Here is a 19,862-nt window from a genome sequence, read left to right on the forward strand (position 1 = left end):
GTCAGCCTGCGAGAATGAGGCTGACATTGCTGCCGCCAAACGCGAAAGAGTTGCTCATGACATGGCGCGTGCCCGCTTCGCGCGAGAGGAAGCGCGTTTCCTGCACGAGATCAAGCGTAGGCAGATCGGCGTCCGCCTCGCCATCCCATCGATGCAGCGGCAACGGCCAATCGGATCGCGTGAGCGTGAGCCACGCGAAGCCGAGTTCCGTCGCGCCCGCCGCGCCGAGCAGATGCCCCGTCATCGGCTTCGTGCCGCTCGTCGGCACGCCTTGCGGAAAGACGCGCGCCATCAGATGCGCTTCCATCTCGTCGTTCTTGCGCGTGGCCGTCGCGTGCAGGTTCACGTAGCCGATGTCGGCGGGCGCGACGCCGGCATCCGCGAGCGCCGCGCGCAACGCGAGCTCGCCGCCGACGCCGCGCGGGTCCGGCGCGGATATATGATGCGCATCGCTGGATTCCCCCACGCCCGCAAGACGCACGGCGCCTTCGTCGCGTGTCATCAGAAACACGGCCGCGCCTTCGCCGATGTTGATGCCGTTGCGGTTGCGGCTCATCGGATTGGTGCGTTCGATACTCGTGGATTCGAGCGATTCGAAGCCTTGCAACGTGAGCTCGCACAAAGTATCGACACCGCCGACGACCACGGCATCGCAAAGCTTGAGTTGCAAGAGTCTGCGGGCCGCGGCAAACGCCTTCGCGCTCGACGTGCATGCCGTCGAGAGCGTGAACGCCGGGCCTTGCACGTCGAGCGCGGCGGCGGCGAACGGCGCGGCCGTGCCAATCTCCATCTGCCGATAGTCGAAGCTCTCTGGCAGGCAGCCCTTTTTTGCGCGATGCAGGAACGCCTCTTCCGCCGCCGATATCCCCGACGTGCTCGTCCCCAGCACGACGCCGATGCGCGCCGGGCCGTACCGCTCGCGCGCCGCTTCGATTTCGGCGCGAATCGGTTCGAGCGCGGCGAGCAGCAGGCGGTTGTTGCGGCAGTCGAAGCGCGCGAGGGGCGCAGTAGGCGCAACGTCGAGCGAAGTCAGCACGCGGCCGACGAACGCATCGCCGCGGCGCGTGCGCATCGGTCCCATGCCCGGCGATTGCCCCGAGGTCATCGCGGACGCGATGGAATCGAGGTCGCCGCCGAGCGCATTGACCATGCCGAGCGCATGCAGATAGACGGATGGCAGCGTCATGCGTGGTTTCTCCTTTCAGGCGGCATGCTCATCGGCGCGAGCAACACCGCGACGAGGATGCCGAGCGCGAGCGTCGCGCCGAAGCTCTTCAATGCGGGCATCGCGCTCATGCCGAGCAGTCCGAACGACAGCAGCGTCGTCGCCGCGGAGAGCAGCACGCCCGCCCAGACTGCGCCGAGATCGGCGTCGCTGCGCAGGCATCCCTCGCGCAGGAACACGGCGTAGTTCGCGCCGACGCCGAGCACGAGCATCAGCGCGAGGCAGTTGAACAGATTGAACGGCACGCGGGCGTAGCCGAACGCCGCGAGCGTCCCGCCGACGGCGAGCAGCACGGGCAGCGTCGTCGCCATGCCGCCGCGCGGACCATAGCGCAAAATCAACAGCGCGAGCACGAGCACCAGCGCGCCGCCGAGCCACATGCCGCTATCGACGCGATACGCGCCGAAGAGCTTCGAGACGCTCGCCGCCTTGTCGACGAAGGTCACGCCCTCGATCGCGCGCGCGGCTTCGATGAGCGCCGGCTCGTTCTTCGGCGTCACGCGGCGCGGCATCACGATGGCGGCGTAACCGCGCTGACCGGCCGCATCGTATGGACCGAGCCACAGATGCCGAAACGGCTGCGACCACGGCGCGGCGAGCCAGCGCCCGACCGACAGTGGCTCGGCATGCGCATGGCCGAACGAAGCCATCCACGCGTCGGCGATGTCATCGCGGAAGCCGGCGCGCGAAAGCGTCGCGCGCAACGCGGCCGGATCGGCGAACACGTGTTGCGCGATGAGCGCGCGCGCTTGCGCCTGAGTTCGGGCAGACGGCACGAATTGGGTGACCGAGCGCCAGCCGTCGACCGATTGGTCGCCCGTCAGCGCATCGAGCCTTTCGCCGAGCGCTTTCGCGCGTTCGAGCACCGCTTGCTCCGAGCCGCCCCGCACCACGAAGGACTGCGCGGTGTCTTCGACGCCGACTGCCGCGCGCACTTCGTTCTCCTGCGCGACCAGCACGGGGTCGCGTTGTATCAGCAGATGGATGTCGTCGTCGCTGGCAAGACGCAGCCAGCCAGGCAGCGCAATGGCCACGAGAACGGCCGCGAGAAGCCACGCGCGCTTGCCGCCGATCGCGCCGCGCCAGCGTGCGAGCAGCGTCGCGGAGTGCGCGAAGAGGCGTCGCCGCGCGGCTGTCGGTCCCTTCACGAGCAGCGCGGGCAGCAGCGACATCACGGACGCGAATGCGACGCCGATGCCGGCCATCGCGAAACACGCGATCTGCTTGAGCGCGGGAAACGGCACCCACGCGAGTATCGCGTAACCGAGCAGACTGGTAGCGAGCGCCACGGAGAGCGCGGGCCGCACCGATCGCGCGCCCTTTCGTGCATCCCATTCGCGCTGCGCGCCGAGATAGACCACGAAATACTGGATCGAATAATCGACGGCTTCGCCGATCAGGCTCGCGCCGAACACGAGCGTCAGCAAATGGAGCTTGCCGAACACGAGCATCGTGAACGCGAGCGCGCACACGATGCCGAGCGCCGTCGATAAAAAGCCGAGCAGCAAGAGCCGCGGCGAGCGGAAGACCCACAGCATGAGAAGCGCGATGCCGCACGCCGACACGACGCCGATCAGATGCACTTCGCGCTCCGACGCGCTGCGCGCCGCCTGAGCGTAGAACACGGCGCCGGCTCTCGCGACCGTTGTATCTGGCCATGCGGTCTTCATGTCTGCATGTGCCTGCGCCGCCGCCGACAACACCGCGCGCTGAGTGCGCGATTCATATGCCGAGCCGTGCAGCGTCGTGACGACGAGTACGCTCGTCATGTCGCCGCGATGTGCGACGAGCAGGTTGTCTTCGAGTTCGAGGCCAGAGGTGGCGAGCGGCAAGTCGGAGAGCCAGTGTTCGAGCCAGCCGAAGGGATCGTCGGCGAGTTGCGTCGCGAGCGGTCCGTGCACCGGGTTGTAGATGCGCTGCATCAGAGCGTCGGAGAGCGCCTGCGCGCCGTTCGTCGCGTTGGCGAGCGCGTCGCGGTCATCGCGGGTCAGGAGACCGAATCGATACGGCGCATATAGAGCCGCGATCTGCGCGACGTCGAACGGCGGCAGCTCCGCCGTCACGGACGCGAATGCGCCGCTTTCCCGCAACGCGGCGCCGTAGCGCTTCGCCGCCGCCTTCGCGTGGTCGGCATTGCGGCTCGAGATCAGGAACACGGTGCGGTCGCCCAGCGCATTGGCGAGTCGATCCACCGCTTTTTCGGCGACGGGATCGGCTTCTGTCGCAGGCAGCAGCGCGAGCAGGTTCGTCTCCAGCGGCGACGGCCCCTGGAAACGATAGACGCAATACCACGCAGCCACGAGTGCGAGCACGAACCACGCGGCTCGTATGGCGAGAAGCGTCAAGGCGCTGCGATGCCCTTCCATCCGCATCACTGCGCTCCCAGCAAGGTACGCTCGGCGGCAGGCAGCGCGTCGAGCGCTTCGTTCTTCGTAAAGTCGATCTGCGTGACGTCCCCGCTTGCCAGATCGATCCTCAGACTCTGCAGGAACGCGCCGCCCTTCATTTGCAGCGCTTTGACGGCCTGCGCGAGTTGCGGCTGGTTCGGCTTGAGATCGAGCGTCCACTGCGACGGCGAGCCTTGCGCGTCGACATCGAATTGCGAATACAGCGCCGACAGGTCGCCGCCGAGCATGGCGCGCATCATCTTCGACACTTGCGCGACGCCTTGCACGCCTCGGGCGCTCTTGCTGCCGATGCGCTTGCCGTTGGCATCGACTTCGGCGACGCCTGCGTCCGTGATGACGAACGTGGCCTTATATGGCGTCAGCACGCGCCAGATCACGCCGCGCTCCCGATAGAACACGAGCGTGCCCGTGCTCACGAGCGGTTGCTTCATGGCCGAAAGCGTCTGCGTCTGCGTGAACTGCGCGCGCACGCCCTTGATCTGACCCAGCCGCGAAGCCACTTGCGAGACGAGCGCCGCATCCTGACTTGCGCTTTGCGCGGGCGTGGCTGCATGAAGCGCGCCTGCGGTCGCCGTCAGCAGCAACGCGATGAGCGCGGCACGCGCGCAGCGAAGTTTCATCGACGCGACCATACGCGCTCCAGCTTGTCGAACACCACGGGCGGCGACACGAACTGCAACTCCTGCGTGGCCGCGTCGACGGCGACCTGAATCGTATAGCCCTTGGTCAGCCGATCGCCCGTCACGCAATCCACGAGTTCATACGCGATCTTCAGGCGGTTCTCGTATTCGAGCAGTTCCGTGCGCACGTCGATGCGCTGCCCGTATCGCGCCGGACGCACGTACTTCAGATGCGCCTCGACGATAGGCCACGCATAGCCCGACGCCAGCATGTCGCCGTAGTCGTAATCGAATGCGCGCAGCAACGCGGCACGCCCCACTTCGAAATACTTCAGGTAGTGGCCGTGCCAGCACACGTGCATTGCGTCGACATCATGAAATGGCACTTCGACCATCGCGCTCGCGGTGAGCGTCTTCTTGTTATTCAGTTGATCCATGACGCCTGCTTTCGGTGAAACCGGACCCGGGCATCGGCGAGGCTTTGCCGGCACGCGCCCAGAAATCGAAGAAATTGAACCATTGATACGGCGCCTTGCGGCAATAGTGTTCCAGTCGCGACGCATAGCGCTGCGCCCATGCCGCGATGTGTTGTGCGCGCTCGCGGCGCGGCAACTCGATTCGCTCGGCAAATCGTTCGAAGTACATACGATATCGGCCCGTGTTCTCCTTCAGGCAAAAGAAGAGATACACGGGGCAGCCGAGCGCGTGCGCGAGCACATACGGGCCCTGCGCGAACGGCGCAGGCGCGCCGAGGAAACGCGCCTCGGTCGTGCGGCCGGACTCATGCGCGGGCACACGGTCGCCGACGATCACCAGCAGTTCACCCGCGTCGATGCGCGCCTGCATCATCATCGAGGTATCGGGGCCGAAGTCGCTCACGTGAATCAGATGCTTCGCGAAGTCACCATTCGCCGAAGACAGCACGCTGTTGAAGCGCCTGGCGTGCTCCGTATAAACGATGGCCGTCACCTTCGCGCGGCCGTTGCGGGCGGCGAGCGCGCGCGTCATTTCGAGGTTGCCGAGATGCGCGCCGAGGACGAGCGCGCCGCGCCCGCTCGCAATGAGCGCTTCGAAAGGCGCGGGGTCGTCGAAGACGGCGTCGTGATCGGCTATCCGGCCCGACCACGCCGCGAGCTTGTCGAGCCCCGACTGCGCGAATGCGAGCATCTGGCGATACGCAGAGCGCCAGCCGGGACGCGGCGTGCGTTCGCCCGGCGCGGCTTCGGCGAGACGCGCGAAATACCGGTGGGATGCCGCGCGCGCATCGCGTCCCGTCAGCAGAAAATAGCCGACCACAGGATGCAGCCACAGCCCCGTGAATCGCATGCCGAACACGCGGCAACTAAGCGCGAGCAAGGACATGCCGATGCGGCTTCCGCGCTCCGCGACGCGCCACCAGCCCGGCCCGGCGTCGCCAGCAGTGGTGATGCGCGGCATCAGCTTGTGCGCGAGTAGCATTGGCGAGCGCAGCACCATGCCGCACGCGAGCCGCGTATGACTGGCGCTGATGCGCACGTTGTCCCACAGCACGTCGAAATGCGATACGCCGTCCGTCGCATACACGACGCGCGTCGGGATCGAGCGGAACGCAAGGCGTCGCCAGTAGAGACGCACGAGGATCTCGATATCGAAGTCCATGCGCGTGCCGAGCCGCACGCTGTCGATGAGCGCGCACGCGGCATCGAGCGGATACAGGCGAAAGCCGCACATCGAATCGCGAATGGTGAACGACAGCGTCTCGATCCACACCCACACATGCGTCAGATAGCGGCCATACAAGCGCGATTTCGGAACGCTCTCGTCATAGACCGGGCGGCCGAGAATGACCGCGCCCGGCTCGGCGCGCGCCGCGTCGAGAAAGAGCGGCACGTCGTTCGCGTCGTGCTGTCCGTCGGCGTCGATCTGCAACGCGTGCGTGAAGCCCGCTCGCCGCGCCGCGCGCAGGCCCGCCATCACGGCAGCGCCCTTGCCGCCGTTCACCGGCAGACGCACGAGCGTCATTTCCTTGCGATACCGGCACGCCAACTTGCCGAGCACGGTTTGCGTCGCGGCGTCGCTGCCGTCGTCGACGACGAACATCGGCAAGCCGTGAACGCTCAGGCGCGCGACGGTATCGCCGATCGCGTCCTTGTGGTTGTAGATCGGGATGACGATGCACGCCGCGATAGTCGCACCGCTCATGCGTTCTCCCGATACACGATCGCGCCGGACGCGCATTCGCGTCCGTTCATGCGATAAGCGAACTGCACGCGCCGCCGCGTGGCATCGTGCGCGAGCCGTAGTTCGAGCACCGCGCCGGGCGGCACGGGCGCCATGAACTTCAGTCGATCGACGCTTTCGATTGCACGCACCGCCGCGATATGTTCGGACGCGAGCCGGATCGCCCAGTCGACCTGCACGACGCCGGGCAGAATCGGCAGGCCCGGAAAGTGGCCGGCGAAATGAGCGAGCGAAGGCGGCACGCGCAGTTCATAGCGCAAGGTGTCGCCCGCGCGCGATTCGGCGAGCAACTCGAAGCCTTCGGCGCGCGGACCGAAGGCCGCCGCGACCGCCTTGACCGGCAGCTTGCCGCGCGCATCGAACGGCAACGCGATGCGAAAGCGCCAGAAACGCGGCAACAGCACGATGTCGAAGTAGGCGGCGAGATGACGGCGCAAGATCATTGCGAGCGCCGCGCGACCGATCTCATCGAGCGCGGCGCAGCCCGCGTCGGTCAGCGCGATCACAGCGCCGATGCGTTCACGCGTCGCGCCCGCGAGCGGGACCACGCTTGCCGCTGCCACGTAGGGATGCAGCGTGAGACGCGCTTCGAGCTCGGGCAGCGAGACGCGCTTTCCGTCGAGCTTCACGACGCGGTCTAGCCGGCCTTCCAGCGTGAAGCGGCCGTTGGCGTCCAGCGCGATGGCGTCGTCGGTGCGATGCCAGTCATCGTGGCCCAGATGCGGCGAGCGCACTTCGAGCGCGCCGTCATCGGCACGCCGCACTGCCACGCCGCTCACAGGACGCCACGCCGCCGTTTCATTCTGCCTGCGCCATGCGATGCCGCCCGTCTCCGTGCTCCCGTAGATCTCGACAGGTGCGTGACCGAACACGCCAGCGTATTGGAGCGCCGTGTCCTTCGCGAGCGGCCCGCCCGACGAGAAGAACGCACGCGGGGCAGGCGTGAGCGATGCAAAACCGGCGAGTTCCGTCCAGCGCGCCAGTTGCGCCGGCGACGAGACCATGGCCGTTGCACCGCATCGCGCGATGCGCGTCTGAATGTGCTGCGGCTCGACGCAAATCGCGCGGTCGAAAGCGCGGCCCGCCGCAAGCGGCCACAAGATGCGAAACAGCAGACCGTAGATATGGCGATGCGGCACGCTCGCAAGCATCGTCGCATCGCCGATCAGCGCGCCCCAGTCGCGCTCCAGCGTCTGCACTTCGGCGTCGAACTGGGCGAGCGTCTTGTGGATCGGCTTCGGCGTACCGCTGCTGCCCGACGTGTAGAGCGTGAGCGGGGCGCGCGAATCCACGCGCAGCATGAGCGTGTCGAGCCCGCGCGTGTCGACGGTTGCAGCGGCTATGACGGCATCCGTCAGGACGGCGTCGTAGGCGTCGGCGAGATCGGCCAGATAGCCCGGAGCGGAACTCGCCGGAATCACCGGCGTCTTGCCGCATGCGAAGAGCGCGAACAGTGCGCAGGCGAAGTCGAATGGATCGTCGATAGAGAGCGCATAACGGCGCGCCGGCTCTTGGCGCAATTGCAACGCGAGCGACGCCACGCGTGCGCGAAATGCGGCATGCGTGATGACCGCGTCGGTCGTGTCGTCGCGACAGACTGGCGTTCGTGCATCGCGTCTTGGCGAGAGCAGTTCGTGCAGCGGGATCATGACGCCTCCGCTTCCATGCGCCGCGCGCGCGGAAGAATCACGAGATAACGCCACGCGACCTCGGCGAGGAGCAACACGCCGATCAAGCCGTATGCGATCGCGCCGTTGTAGAGCGACCACGCCTCGCGCGACCAGTACAGTGCCGTGTAGAGCGAGAACAGGCCGTTCGCCGCGAAAAACGCGCACCAGACTTGCGTGACGCGGCGCGTGTGACGCACGGCGGGTTCGCTGAGATCGGGCGTGCGGATGCGCGCGAATTTTTCGATCATCGACGGGCCGCGCACGAGCGTCGAAGCGAATGCAATCAGCAAGCCGAGATTCACGAGAGACGGATAAATATGGAGCAACCGCTCGCTGTCGGTCCAGACGATCGCGGCCGATGCCGCGCTCAACATGAACCCGACCGCCCATTCCACGCGCGTAAGCGTGCGCAGCGACGCGCCCAGAACGCCCGTGCCCGCGCAGCGCTGCAGCCAGACCAGCGCGAACAGCAGGCAACCGAGATAGCGCGGCGCGTTCCAGAACCAGCCGCACAGAATAGCGGCGGGATAGGCGAGCTTGAACGCGACGCTCAGCGCAGGGCCGATAGAGCTGCGATGCGCGTCGTCGCGGGTGCGGGCGGTCTGCGGCTGCATCAGTCCTGCGCTGCCAGGAGCGACTCGACAGCGGCGATCACATCGCCCACCGTGCGCACGGACTTGAACTCCTCGGGCTTGATGCGGCGGCCCGTCATCTCCTGCAGCTTGATCGCGAGATCGACCGCATCGATGCTGTCCAGGTCGAGTTCCTCGAACAGATGCGCGGACGGCGTCACGCGCTCGGGCGCGATGCCGAAGTTCTCTTCGAAGATCGCGCGGATGCGCTCAAGGATTTCGGTGTCGGTCACAATCATTCCCCTCTTGTTGCAGTGTCGTCCGATGCGCGCGCAGTCTCGCGCTGGCTTGCGACCAGTTCGGCGAGCGTGTTGATCGAGCGGAAGTGCTCGCGCGCGCGCTCGTCGTTGGCGGCGATCGTCAGTTGATAATGTTTGCGCAGCACGATGCCGATCTCGAGCGCGTCGATGGAGTCGAGACCGACGCCATCGGTGGAAAAGAGCGGCGCATCGTCGGCGATATCGTCGGGCGTCAGGTCTTCGAGATCGAGCGCTTCGATCAGAAGCCGTTTGATTTCAAGCTTTAAAGAATCCATGGTCGATCAGATGCCGGGTAATGTGGGCTTGCAGCGTGTTCGTGAGGGTTCGGGCCGCGAGCGCGGGCGGTTCATCGCGAGTGACGAGCGCGTCGGCTCCGAGCGCGTCGAGCACGCTCACGCGCATATGGAACGCGCGCTCGGGCACGTCGTGCCAGCGCATGGTTTTGGTGAACGCGGGAGGGTCGCAGTCGATCAGGACGGGCAGGATCGGCGCGCGCGATTGGAGCGCCATGTGCGCGAAGCCGCGCGAGAAATCGTGCAGGCGGTTGCGCGCGGGACTGCGCGTGCCTTCCGGAAAGACGATCATCGTGTAGCCGCGCGCGAGTTGCCGCGCGCCTTCTTCCACGAGTTCGACGGGGTCTGCGTTGCTCACGTAATCCGCCGCTCGCATGACGCCCCAGAAGAACGGATTGCTCCAGTGCGCGCTCTTCACGACGCAGCATGCGCGCGGCGTGAGCGACAGAAGCACCATGACGTCGAGCCAGGTCGGATGGTTGGCGACCACGATCGCGGCGCCCTTCTCTTTGCGATTGAGCGCGTGCGCGCCGCTCACGTCGAGCTTCATCACGCGAACCCCGACGAGCACGGCGACGAGCGCGCGAAAAAACGCGTGAATGATCCCGGCGATGATGCGCTGCTTCGACGCGCGATGCGGCCACACCGAAGCGATCGGAAAAACGATCAGTGAGAAGCCGAGGCCGCAGATGCCGAAGGTAGTGAACGCAAGGGCCGTCGCGACAAGGCGCCAGTAATAGTCACACGCCTTCATGCCAGTTCCATTGCCATGTCGACGTCGCGCCGCGCCATTGGACGGGCGCTTTCGCGTTCAGACACTGCCTGACCGCTTCGCTTTGCGTGACGCATCGGGCGCTCGCGAACGCGTTGCTCCGGTCATCGGCGAACGTTGTGCGCACGCATTCGAGTCGCCCGATTTGCGCGGACGCATCGAGCAAGATCGCGAGCGCGCCGCCCTCCACTTCGTCTTCGATCGTTCCAAAGGCCGGATCGGCAGGCTCGTCGGCGTAGACGAGCAGCACCGGGGACGAAGCATCCGTCGCATATTGCGCGTGGGCTTCCAGCAACGCGTAGCCGAGCGTCTGCGCGCCCGCCGACACCGCACTCGCGGGCGCACGGTCGCCGCGCTCGATGCCGAATACGCCGGTCATCGCGTTCAAAACGGAGAGGCTGAAGGAAGTCGGCGAGACGGGTTCGCCTGCACTGATGTCGCAGAGGATGCCGGTCGTGCGCCGCAGTTCCCCGTGACGCGACGCGAACACGACGCGCACCGCCGGCAGCGCCGATGCGCAATCGAAGGCAACCTTCAGCGCGGCCCGCGATAGCGCACTGAGCCGGCGCCGCGCCATCGGCGCGACGAAGCTCACGTCAGGCGCGGCGGTCGCGGTGGCAGGCCAAAAGGACCAGCGCGCAACCGGAATGGTCCAGTGCAGATCGGGCATATCGGTGTTTGCGCGTTGAAAACAGTCAGCATCGGGGCGGAACAGCCGGCCCGATCATTCCTTAGTAAGCAAGTGACGTAATTAAGTGGTCCGTCCAATTAACGGCACGACGCAGCGACTATTTAGCGTCTCGACGCAGAAATCCTGCGGAGCGCCCGGGGTATCGCTGGCGTGGGGCGCAAATGATACCGACGTTATGGTAGACGGGAATAGGGAAAGTACGCAGTAATTGCCGGTTCGTCTCATCGGCGCGACGAAGATGCGACGAGACTTGCACCGCGCACGACACATCTATCTTCCAGGGGCGGTAAGGATGCCTTCGCCCAGCGATCTATCGACCATTTCTCGAACTGGCGCGTCACCAAGTGCTCCCGCGCGTGATATCGTTCGCCGCTTGACTGAATTTGACACCTCGGCCAGACGGACCTCTGACCGACGTGCCGCAGGCTGCATAGAAGATGAGGCAAATGATTTCGCGGCCGCCTGCCGGTGCGCCACGACGCTGGCCGCGCACAGGCTATCCACCGTTGTATGTCGCGACCTTCGCCTGGCACGCGGTCGCGCTGGCCGGATGGCTGCTGCGGGCTTCGGCGTGGCCGTGGTGGCTCGCGGGCGTGCTCGCGAGTCATATCGTCGTGGTTTCGATCGGGCTGTGGCCGCGCTCCACGCTGCTTGGCCGTAACTGGACCCGCCTGCCTGACACGCCCTCCAACGCCGATGCCGTGGCGCTCACGATCGACGATGGTCCCGATCCGGTCGTAACGCCGAAGATTCTGGACATCCTGGATCGGCATCGCGTGCGCGCGACGTTCTTCTGCATTGGAAGACGCGCTGCGGAGCATCCGGCGCTGGTACGGGAAATCGTCGCGCGAGGTCACGCCGTCGAGAATCATACGCACAGGCACGTGCACACGTTCTCGGTCACGTGGCCGTTCTGGCTCACGAAGGAAATCGCCGCTGCTCAACGGACGCTCGAAGCAGTGACAGGCGAGCGGCCAATGTTCTTTCGCGCGCCAGCCGGGTTACGAAATCTCTTTCTCGACCCGGTGCTGCAACGGCTGGACCTTCAGCTCGCGGCGTGGACGCGGCGAGGATTCGATACGCGCGAATGTGACGCTGATCGCGTGCTCGAACGACTCGTGAACGGACTCGCCGCCCGAGACATCCTCCTGATCCACGACGCCGGCGCGGCGTTGACATCGGCGGGCGAGCCGGTGGTGCTGGCGGTGCTGCCTCGGCTCATCGAGAGGGTTCGGTCGTCGGGATTGCGCTTCGTGACCTTGCGGGATGCGCGCGAGGAACGGGCACCGTCTTCCTCCGGGCGTCGAACGCTCAGTGCGCGTTCCGAGCCACTTTGACCGTCCCCTCTTTTCGTTTCTAGCCGTTGAACCCAAACAAAATGAAGCTCGTTACCGTCCTCACCGCCTCGATCTTTCTGGCAGCCTGCACATCCGTCTCTGAAGTTGCCCCGGCCAGCGACGCAAACTACACCGTGACCACACAGGTACGCGGCGGGATGACTTCCTGGGGCGAAATCAAGGCGTCGAGCCTGAAGCGCGCCGATGAGTACTGCAGGCAACAAGGAAAGCGAATGCATCAGGTCGATATGCAGACGCATGGCGTTCGAGGCTGGACGCCGCAGGAAGCGGAACTGACGTTTTCGTGCGTGGCTAGCTGAGAAGTCGAGGGCCGGCCGGGAAGCAACCCGACGGACCACGGAGCGCGACGCTCCGATCACGCCCAAAGCGCAATTGGCGGAAGGCAGCAGGAGTCGAACCTACCTGGGAGTGTCTGACACCCCCAACTGGGTTTGAAGCCCAGCCGCACCACCGGATACGAATGCCTTCCCCGGCTGAAAAGAACGAAGCCCACGATTATAGCGGCGGAACCAAAACCGCACGCGTCAGCGCGCATCGTCGCCGGACCGCCCCGGCGTGCGTCGGCGCAGAAGTCGATACGCGCAGTACAGCAACGCGACGAGCGCGAGCAGATCGATGACAGTCGCGCCATGCATCTGCAACTCGACGAGCGCGAAGTGCAATTGCCGCTGGAACAACGCGCCGCCCAGCACCCAGAACGCGGACCACGCGACAATGCCCGCCGCATCCCAGAGCAGAAAGACAAGCGCGGCGATACGCGTCGTGCCCATCAGCGGCGGCGTGACGAGTCCGAGTCCCGGCACGAACTTCGATATCGCGATGATCGGCGCGCCGTACCGCTCGAATAGCTCGCTCGTCGTGCGCATGCCGGATTCGATCGCATACGAACGACGCGAAAGCGCGGCCACGAGCCGCCGTCCGTAGATGCGTCCCGCCGAAAACCACGCGCTGTCGCCGAGCAGCGCGCCGCAAACCGCCGCGATCAGCACATGCCAAAGCGATAGCCGCCCGCTCGCGATCATCGATCCGGCGAAGACGAGCAGCGGCGCCGACGGCAGCGGCACGCCCAGCCGCGTCAGCAGCACGTTGCCGAAGACCGCGGCCGCGCCCCACTGCGCAATCGCCGACGGCGGAATCTGAATCAACTGCCACCTCCGCGGCGCGCGCGCCGGCATTCGCTTCGAAAAATCATTGAGTCCTCGACTGGACCAGCATCACCGGCACGCTGCCGCACCCCGCGCTGTTCGCAATTTCGATGCCGTGCCATGACGACGCATCGCCACGGTCCAGCGCCATCGAATCGACGCGCCGGTCCGGCCGCAGCACGTTGAACGGCCACGACGGACGGCGCAGCCGCTCATGAACGATCGAGCCGAGCCAGATAGGCGTCGGCGCGGCATCGGCGCGCTCCTTCAGCACATAGCGCGTCGGCCAGAAGCGCAGCACGTCGCGCTCGTCAGCGCCGCGGCGCGAGCGCGTGAACATGAGCTTCGACGGCTCGCCGTTGTTCAGACGCGGCAGCACCGGCAGCGCGGTCGCGTGCGCGTTCGGCGAGACGACCGACATCACGCTCTTCATCGTCAGTCCCGTGGCTTGCGTCCAGCCGCGGCTCGACAGCTGCGCGCGAATCTCGGCGGGCGTCGCGGCCCATTGCACGGTGATCGGCTCGCGGCGGTCGCCGTCCATGCTCGCGCGGTAGCACGAAAAGGTGCGCCAGACGGTGTCCGTCCACTGGATCGGCGTGATGACGACCGTCGGCGGCGCGGCGCTGTGCGCCTGCGTGTCGTCGCTCAGCTGCAAGCCGACGCTCGCGCAGATCACGGCGAGAATCGCGAACGGCATCAGCGGACGGCGTCTTGGCTTGCCCGGATGCCGCCAAACAGCGGTCAGCGCGATGAGAAACACCCACATGGCCGCGAGCGCCGCGCTGCCGAGCGCGTCCGAGATGGTGAAGCGTCCGAAGTAGAGGCCCGCGAGCGCGATGGCCGTCACGATGCCCGACGTCGCCGTGGCGATGCACACGCCGGTCAGCATGCCCACGCGGCGCAGCAGCAAAAACGCCAGAAAGCCGTAGATGATCACGGCCGCCGCGAGATGCGGGCTCGGGAACGTGTGCTCCACCGGCGCGAACGACAGCGGCAAGCGGTGATGCGCGGTCATGCGAATCGCGGCGACGAGCAGTTGCGAGAACACGACCGCGACCATCCAGTAGGCGACCGTGCGCCAGCGCCGCTCGACGATCATCCAGACGATGACGGTCGCCGCGACCGCAAGCAAGGTCGGCGTGCTGCCGAGCGCGGCCGCGCCGTCGAGGATCGAATCGGCCCACGTCGAGCGGAACGACTGCAACAGGCGGTACGTGGAGACATCCACCTGCACGAGCGACGAGCCGCGCGCCACGTTCGACATCACGTAGAAGAACGCCATGACCGATGCAAGGAGCAACACGGAAATGGCAACGATGAGCGAAGTCGCCGGATTCGCCGGATCGAGGGCGCGCGAGACGATTCGCGCCGGCGCGCCGTCGTTGCGCTGCGCCCACGCGAGCAGCGTTGCGCGCGAAGCGAGCGTCCAGCCCTTCGCGTGCCCCACGATCACGCGCGTCAGATTGAAGACGAGCCAGCCGATCGCCGTCACGGCCACGAGTATGACGACGAGCCGGATGGACACCGCGCCCGCCAGTTCGATGGATGCGCCGAACACCACGCCCGGCAGGATATGCAGCGGCGCCCAGATCAGCGCGCTCAGGACGTTGACGGCGAGAAAGCGCGCGGGCGTCATGCCCGAGAGGCCCGCGACGACCGGCACCACGGCGCGCATCGGCGCCACGAAGCGCGCGAGCACCACGCTCTTCGCGCCGTGCGCGTGGAAGTACCGCTTGCCCGCGGCGAGCGCACCCGGATGGCGGCGGAACGGCCACATCTGCGCGATGACATCGGCATAGCGCGCGCCGAAGCAGAAGCTCGCGGCGTCGCCGGCAATCGCGCCCGCGATCGCGCAGACGAATACCAGAACGAGATTCAGCGCGCCCGCGCCGACGAGCGCGCCCGCGACGAACATCGCAGTGCTGCCGGGCACGAAGGTGCCGATGAACGCGACCGATTCCAGAAACGACGCGAGCAGCACGACCGCGAGCGTCCATTCGGGATGGCCCGACAGCAGATGCAGCAGCGCGTAGTAGGAATGCTCCATCGGTTCGCCTGGCGCAGTAGCGCAAAGGGCGCGGCGGGAGCCGCTCAGACCGGCTCGTGCCAGCGGCTGTCGGTGCGCAACAGGTGCAGGTCGCGATGAAAGCGAGTGTAACCAACGCGGTCGAAGAACTCCAAAACCTGAATCGCGCGTTTGCGGCCGAGGCCGCTTGCATCGCGGAACTCCGCTGCGCCGATGCCGCTCGCCGCACTCGTAGTCCCGTCGCGCGTGCGGGCATGTTCGGCCGCGAGTCGCGCGAGTTCTGCTATCGCGGATCGCGAATAAAAGAGATCGCGCACGACCTGCAACACGTCGCCGCGCCGCGCGAGCTTGCGCAAGAGGCGCCGCATGTCCTCTTCCTGTGCGCCGTGTTCGCGCGCGAGGTCGCGCACCCACGGCGGGTCGAAACGTCCGCGTTCGATCGACGCCAGCACCGCCTGCGCGAGCGATTCTTCGGCTGCATCGAGCGCCACCGTATGCGACGGCAGATGCAGCCACGGCCCGCTGCGCGCGACGGTCCCGCGCGCCACGGCGTCGTCGATCAGGGCGCGCCACAGCGCATCCGATGCGAGCGGCGCGGCCATGCGGCGCAGACGCGCGGCGTCGGGTCCTTGCTCGTCGGGAAAGCGTTCGTGGAAAGCGGCGAGCGCGCTCGTGAGACGCGCGGCGAGCGCATTCCACTGCGCGGCGGCGATGAAGAGCGCGTCGTCGGGCAGAGGCACGCGGCGCAAGCCGTCCGGCAGCGCGACCGATGCCGCCGGACGGCCGCACAGATGCTCGACGAGCGAGCGCGGCAAGCCGTACGGCGATTCATCGAAAAGCGCATCGGCGCGATGCGTGTCGAGCCAGGCGGCCAGCGCGTCGAGCCACGCGCGGCGCTGCGGCGTGCGGCGCTTGCGGGCAGGCGCGAACGGATCGAGCACGCGGCCGCCGCCTACCGTGCGGCTCGCCTGCGCATTGCGCACGATGAAGCGGTCGCCCGGCAACGCGCACACCGGTTGATCGAAGACGAGCTGCACGCGCGCCGATTGTCCCGCCGCGAGCGTGTCCGCCTCCAGCAACGCGACGTGCGCCACGCGATGCGTCGTGCCGAGGTGCACATGCAGCGGCGTCCAGTGCGCAAGCGTGAGCCCGGCATCGGCGAGCAGCGTGAGTTCGACGTCGAGCCGCTCGGACGCCTTCGCAATGCGCGCATCCACGATCCAGTCGCCGCGTGCGAGCGCATCTTTCTCGATGCCCGCGAGATTGAGCGCGCAACGCTCGCCCGCGTGGCCCGCCTCCGCCGGGCGGTTCTGCGCGTGAATGCTGCGCACGCGCACGTCGCTCGCCGATTCGCGCGGCGCGAGCGCGAGCACGTCGCCCACGCTCACGCGCCCCGCGAACGCCGTGCCCGTCGCGATGGTGCCTTGCCCCGACAGCGTGAACACGCGATCGACCGCGAGGCGGAAGAAGCCATCGTCGCGGCGCGCGCGCCAGTGCGCGGCGGCATCGCGCAAATGCGCGTTCAGCGCGGCCACGCCGGGATCGTCGGCGGCGGTGGCGTTGGTGTCGAAGATCGGCGCATCGCAGAGCGGCGTCGGCGCGAGCAGCGTTCGGATTTGCGCGTGGACTTCGCGCAGGCGGCTTTCGTCGACGCGGTCGGTCTTCGTCAACGCCACCGCGCCCGTCGTCACGCCGAGCAGTTCGAGAATCGCGAGATGCTCGCGCGTCTGCGGCATCACGCCGTCGTCGGCGGCAATCACGAGGAGCGCGAAGTCGATGCCGCTCGCGCCCGCCGCCATCGTATGCACGAGCTTTTCGTGGCCCGGCACGTCGATGAAGCCGAGCATGCCGCCATCCGAGAGCGGCACATACGCGTAGCCGAGTTCGATGGAAATGCCGCGCGCTTTCTCTTCCTTGAGGCGGTCGGTGTCCACGCCGGACAGCGCGCGCACGAGCGTGGTCTTGCCGTGATCGATATGCCCCGCCGTGCCGACGATCATGCGCCTTCGCTCCGGCCCTGGCCGTCGAGTTGCGCGATGAATGCGGCTTCGTCGGCTTCTTCGAGACAACGCAGATCGAGCCAGAGCGCGCCGTCCGCAATGCGCCCGATCACCGGCCGCGGCAACGCGCGCAGCTTGCGCTCGATGCGGTTCAGTTGCCCGCCGCCGCGCTTGCCGCTCGCGAGCCGCACGGCGAGGCCGTAGCTCGGCAGCACGTCCACCGGCAATGCGCCGCTGCCGATCTGGCTGAACATCGGCTCGGTAGTCACGGCGAACGCATCGCCCGTCAGGCGCTGCAACGCGGGCTGAATGCGCTCGGCGGCGAGGCGCATCGCGTCGGCGGGACGCGTGAGCAGGCGCAGCGTCGTGAGGCGCGCTTGCAGCGTCTCGGGCGTGCGATACAGGCGCAGCACCGCCTCGAGCGCCGCGAGCGTGAGCTTGCCGACGCGCAGCGCACGCTTGAGCGGATGCTTCTTGATCTTCGCGATCAGATCCTTGGCGCCGACGATAAGGCCGGCTTGCGGTCCGCCGAGCAGCTTGTCTCCGCTGAACGTCACGAGATCCGCGCCCGCTTCGACCGTCTCGCGCACGGTCGCTTCGCGCGGCAAGCCCCATTGCGTGAGATCGACGAGCGTGCCGCTGCCGAGATCGACGACGACCGGCAAGCCGCGTTCATGCGCGAGCGGCGCGAGTTCGGCTGTGGTGACTTCCTTCGTGAAGCCGGTCACCGCGTAATTGCTGCAATGGACCTTCATCAGCAGCGCGGTCTTCGCGTTGATCGCTTCCTCGTAGTCCTTCAGATGCGTGCGGTTCGTCGTGCCAACTTCGCGCAGCTTCGCGCCCGCGCGGCTCATGATGTCCGGAATGCGAAACGCGCCGCCGATTTCCACCAGCTCGCCGCGCGACACGATCACTTCTTTTCTCGGCGCGAGCGCGGACAACGTGAGCAGCACGGCCGCCGCGTTGTTGTTCACGACAGTCGCCGCTTCCGCGCCCGTCAGTTCGCAGATGAGCGCGTTGATCAGGTCGTCGCGATCGCCGCGCGCGCCGGTATCCAGATCGAATTCGAGATTCGCGGGACGCGTGAGCACGTCGGCCACGGCGCGCACGGCTTCGTCCGGCAACAGCGCGCGGCCGAGGTTCGTGTGCAGCACCGTGCCCGTCAGATTGAACACGGTTCGCACGCGGCTTTGCGCGCGGCTCGCGAGCCGCAGACTCACGGCGTGGCCGAGCATGGTTTCCGTGAGCGCCTCCACGGATGCGCGGCCCGCCTGCGCGTCGGCGCGCCACGCGTCGAGCGTCGCGCGCAGGGCGGCGAGCGTCTGCGTACGGCCATATTCGTCGATGAGCGGCTCGAACAGCGCCGATGCGAGCACGCGCTCCACCGACGGCACGCGGGCCATCAGCGCGCGCAGTTCGCTGCCGTCGCCGCCGGTCACGTCGCTCATCGTGCTTGGTCCGCTTGGCCCGCTTGGCCCGCTTGGTCCGCTTGGTCCGCTTGGTCCGCTTCGTCCGATGCGCTTTGTTCGGGCCACAGCCACGGATTCGGCGCGGGGCGTCGGAAGCCCGCATCGCCCATCAAAAGATCGAGCGTCAGGCTCGCGAGATCGTCCGCGAACGGCTCGAAGTCGTACGCTTTCTCCTGATAGCCGATCTTGCGGTACGTGCCGCATTCGTCGCACGACTCCGCTTTCAGCGGCGCGTTGCGGGCGCGTTCGGCGCGGGCTTGCTCGTCTTCAGCGGTTTGCGCGGTGCTGGCTTCGGCGCCGTCCATTGCGTGATACGCGATGCCCTTGGTCGAATCGCAATTCGAGCACTTCGCGCGCACGACGTGCCATTCCGTCGAGCACAGGCCGCACTGCACGTAGCGATAGCCTTCGTGCACGCCGCCCACGCGCACGATGCTCGCCACCGGCATCGTGCCGCAGACGGGGCACACGCCCGACGTGTCCATATACGGCACTTCCGCGCTGCCGATGCGGCTCGCGATGTCCGTCCACACCACTTGCAGCGCCGCCACGATGAACGGCGCGGCGGCGGGTTCGATCTCCGCGAAACGCAAAGCGAGAATGGCGTCGGCCTGCGCGTCGAGTTTGGCGGCGGGCATCGACCGCAGATGCGCGACGAGTTGCGCGAGCGGCGGCGTCAGCGCGCCCGCGGCCTCGATGCGATCGAGCAGCATGAAAAGTACGTCGCGCCATGCGGGATCGCGCTCGTTCGCGCCGAGCGCGGGAACGATGGGCATCGAATGCTGCTGGTTCAGCGCGATGGATTCGCGCGACGGCATCGGCGCGGTGAAGCCGGCGAGCACATGCTGTTGCGCGTCGGCGAGCGCGGCCATCAGGCGCAAATAGCCCGCGATGGGATGGCTCGCGTCCGCAAGCTGGCGCAGGCGCGCGGCGCGGGCGCTGAACACCGTGGCGCGTTCAGGCATGCGCAGCCGTGGAATGGCCGACTGATCGAGTGCTTCGATCGATGCAGCGGATTCGAGTATGCGTTGGACCACTTGAGTTCGTCCTTGGAATGCTTAGGTGCTTTGAGT

18 protein-coding genes and 1 tRNA gene are annotated in these 19,862 nt (G+C 66.9%); 2 read left to right on the forward strand and 17 right to left on the reverse strand.

The window, feature by feature from the left end; all coding sequences use genetic code 11:
- Position 1 precedes the first annotated feature (1 nt).
- From LDZ26_RS18005 to LDZ26_RS18055, 11 genes are read right to left on the reverse strand one after another with little or no spacing between them, the layout of a single operon-like run.
- A complete protein-coding gene (locus LDZ26_RS18005) occupies positions 2–1,186 on the reverse strand; it encodes a beta-ketoacyl-[acyl-carrier-protein] synthase family protein (RefSeq protein WP_244849509.1) in 1,185 nt (394 codons plus the stop codon).
- Positions 1,183–3,597 (reverse strand): MMPL family transporter, encoded by a 2,415-nt coding sequence (locus LDZ26_RS18010; RefSeq protein ID WP_370650702.1) that lies wholly within the window; start codon positions 3,595–3,597, stop codon positions 1,183–1,185. Before LDZ26_RS18010 ends, LDZ26_RS18005 begins: the two co-directional genes overlap by 4 nt.
- On the reverse strand, positions 3,597–4,253 hold the full coding sequence (locus LDZ26_RS18015) for an outer membrane lipoprotein carrier protein LolA (RefSeq protein WP_244849511.1): 657 nt from the start codon (positions 4,251–4,253) through the stop codon (positions 3,597–3,599). The genes LDZ26_RS18010 and LDZ26_RS18015 overlap by 1 nt, the downstream gene beginning before the upstream one ends.
- Positions 4,250–4,690, reverse strand: coding sequence for a thioesterase family protein (locus LDZ26_RS18020; protein WP_244849512.1), 441 nt, complete (start codon positions 4,688–4,690; stop codon positions 4,250–4,252). Before LDZ26_RS18020 ends, LDZ26_RS18015 begins: the two co-directional genes overlap by 4 nt.
- Complete coding sequence (locus LDZ26_RS18025; RefSeq protein ID WP_244849513.1) at positions 4,674–6,434, reverse strand: glycosyltransferase; 1,761 nt, start codon at positions 6,432–6,434, stop codon at positions 4,674–4,676. Before LDZ26_RS18025 ends, LDZ26_RS18020 begins: the two co-directional genes overlap by 17 nt.
- Positions 6,431–8,122, reverse strand: a complete 1,692-nt coding sequence (locus LDZ26_RS18030; protein WP_244849514.1) for an AMP-binding protein — start codon at positions 8,120–8,122, stop codon at positions 6,431–6,433. Before LDZ26_RS18030 ends, LDZ26_RS18025 begins: the two co-directional genes overlap by 4 nt.
- Positions 8,119–8,757 carry a hypothetical protein gene (locus tag LDZ26_RS18035; protein WP_244849515.1) on the reverse strand — a complete coding sequence of 213 codons (639 nt, stop codon included), beginning with the start codon at positions 8,755–8,757 and terminating at the stop codon, positions 8,119–8,121. Before LDZ26_RS18035 ends, LDZ26_RS18030 begins: the two co-directional genes overlap by 4 nt.
- Positions 8,757–9,008 (reverse strand): acyl carrier protein, encoded by a 252-nt coding sequence (locus LDZ26_RS18040; protein ID WP_244850306.1) that lies wholly within the window; start codon positions 9,006–9,008, stop codon positions 8,757–8,759. Before LDZ26_RS18040 ends, LDZ26_RS18035 begins: the two co-directional genes overlap by 1 nt.
- Before the next feature lie 2 nt (positions 9,009–9,010).
- Positions 9,011–9,310 carry a phosphopantetheine-binding protein gene (locus tag LDZ26_RS18045; RefSeq protein ID WP_244849516.1) on the reverse strand — a complete coding sequence of 100 codons (300 nt, stop codon included), beginning with the start codon at positions 9,308–9,310 and terminating at the stop codon, positions 9,011–9,013.
- Positions 9,291–10,082 carry a 1-acyl-sn-glycerol-3-phosphate acyltransferase gene (locus LDZ26_RS18050; RefSeq protein WP_244849517.1) on the reverse strand — a complete coding sequence of 264 codons (792 nt, stop codon included), beginning with the start codon at positions 10,080–10,082 and terminating at the stop codon, positions 9,291–9,293. Before LDZ26_RS18050 ends, LDZ26_RS18045 begins: the two co-directional genes overlap by 20 nt.
- Positions 10,069–10,770 carry a beta-ketoacyl synthase chain length factor gene (locus tag LDZ26_RS18055; RefSeq protein ID WP_244849518.1) on the reverse strand — a complete coding sequence of 234 codons (702 nt, stop codon included), beginning with the start codon at positions 10,768–10,770 and terminating at the stop codon, positions 10,069–10,071. Before LDZ26_RS18055 ends, LDZ26_RS18050 begins: the two co-directional genes overlap by 14 nt.
- A 458-nt stretch (positions 10,771–11,228) precedes the next feature.
- Here LDZ26_RS18055 and LDZ26_RS18060 point away from each other — a divergent pair, with 458 nt between their 5' ends.
- Positions 11,229–12,128 carry a polysaccharide deacetylase family protein gene (locus tag LDZ26_RS18060; RefSeq protein ID WP_244849519.1) on the forward strand — a complete coding sequence of 300 codons (900 nt, stop codon included), beginning with the start codon at positions 11,229–11,231 and terminating at the stop codon, positions 12,126–12,128.
- Positions 12,129–12,169: 41 nt separating this feature from the next.
- On the forward strand, positions 12,170–12,448 hold the full coding sequence (locus LDZ26_RS18065; RefSeq protein WP_244849520.1) for a hypothetical protein: 279 nt from the start codon (positions 12,170–12,172) through the stop codon (positions 12,446–12,448).
- A 74-nt stretch (positions 12,449–12,522) separates the two neighbouring features.
- On the opposite strand, the gene LDZ26_RS18070 is transcribed toward LDZ26_RS18065, so the two are convergent.
- The 6 genes from LDZ26_RS18070 to fdhE all read right to left on the reverse strand — a co-directional run bounded on the left by LDZ26_RS18070 (position 12,523) and on the right by fdhE (position 19,826).
- Positions 12,523–12,618: transfer RNA gene (locus LDZ26_RS18070), tRNA-Sec, on the reverse strand.
- 55 nt (positions 12,619–12,673) lie between these two features.
- Positions 12,674–13,294 (reverse strand): DedA family protein, encoded by a 621-nt coding sequence (locus LDZ26_RS18075; protein ID WP_244849521.1) that lies wholly within the window; start codon positions 13,292–13,294, stop codon positions 12,674–12,676.
- A 43-nt stretch (positions 13,295–13,337) separates the two neighbouring features.
- Complete coding sequence (locus tag LDZ26_RS18080) at positions 13,338–15,341, reverse strand: VTT domain-containing protein (protein ID WP_244849522.1); 2,004 nt, start codon at positions 15,339–15,341, stop codon at positions 13,338–13,340.
- Positions 15,342–15,385: 44 nt separating this feature from the next.
- Positions 15,386–17,320, reverse strand: coding sequence for a selenocysteine-specific translation elongation factor (gene selB, locus LDZ26_RS18085; RefSeq protein ID WP_244849523.1), 1,935 nt, complete (start codon positions 17,318–17,320; stop codon positions 15,386–15,388).
- The gene (gene selA, locus LDZ26_RS18090; RefSeq protein WP_244849524.1) at positions 17,317–18,768 is read right to left on the reverse strand and encodes an L-seryl-tRNA(Sec) selenium transferase; all 1,452 of its coding nucleotides are present in this window, start codon (positions 18,766–18,768) and stop codon (positions 17,317–17,319) included. The genes selB and selA overlap by 4 nt, the downstream gene beginning before the upstream one ends.
- Positions 18,765–19,826: a formate dehydrogenase accessory protein FdhE gene (fdhE, locus tag LDZ26_RS18095; RefSeq protein ID WP_244849525.1), complete on the reverse strand. Its 1,062-nt coding sequence runs from the start codon at positions 19,824–19,826 to the stop codon at positions 18,765–18,767. Before fdhE ends, selA begins: the two co-directional genes overlap by 4 nt.
- Positions 19,827–19,862 lie beyond the last annotated feature (36 nt).

The organism is Caballeronia sp. SL2Y3, assembly GCF_022879575.1.
In the GTDB taxonomy this organism is placed as follows: domain Bacteria; phylum Pseudomonadota; class Gammaproteobacteria; order Burkholderiales; family Burkholderiaceae; genus Caballeronia.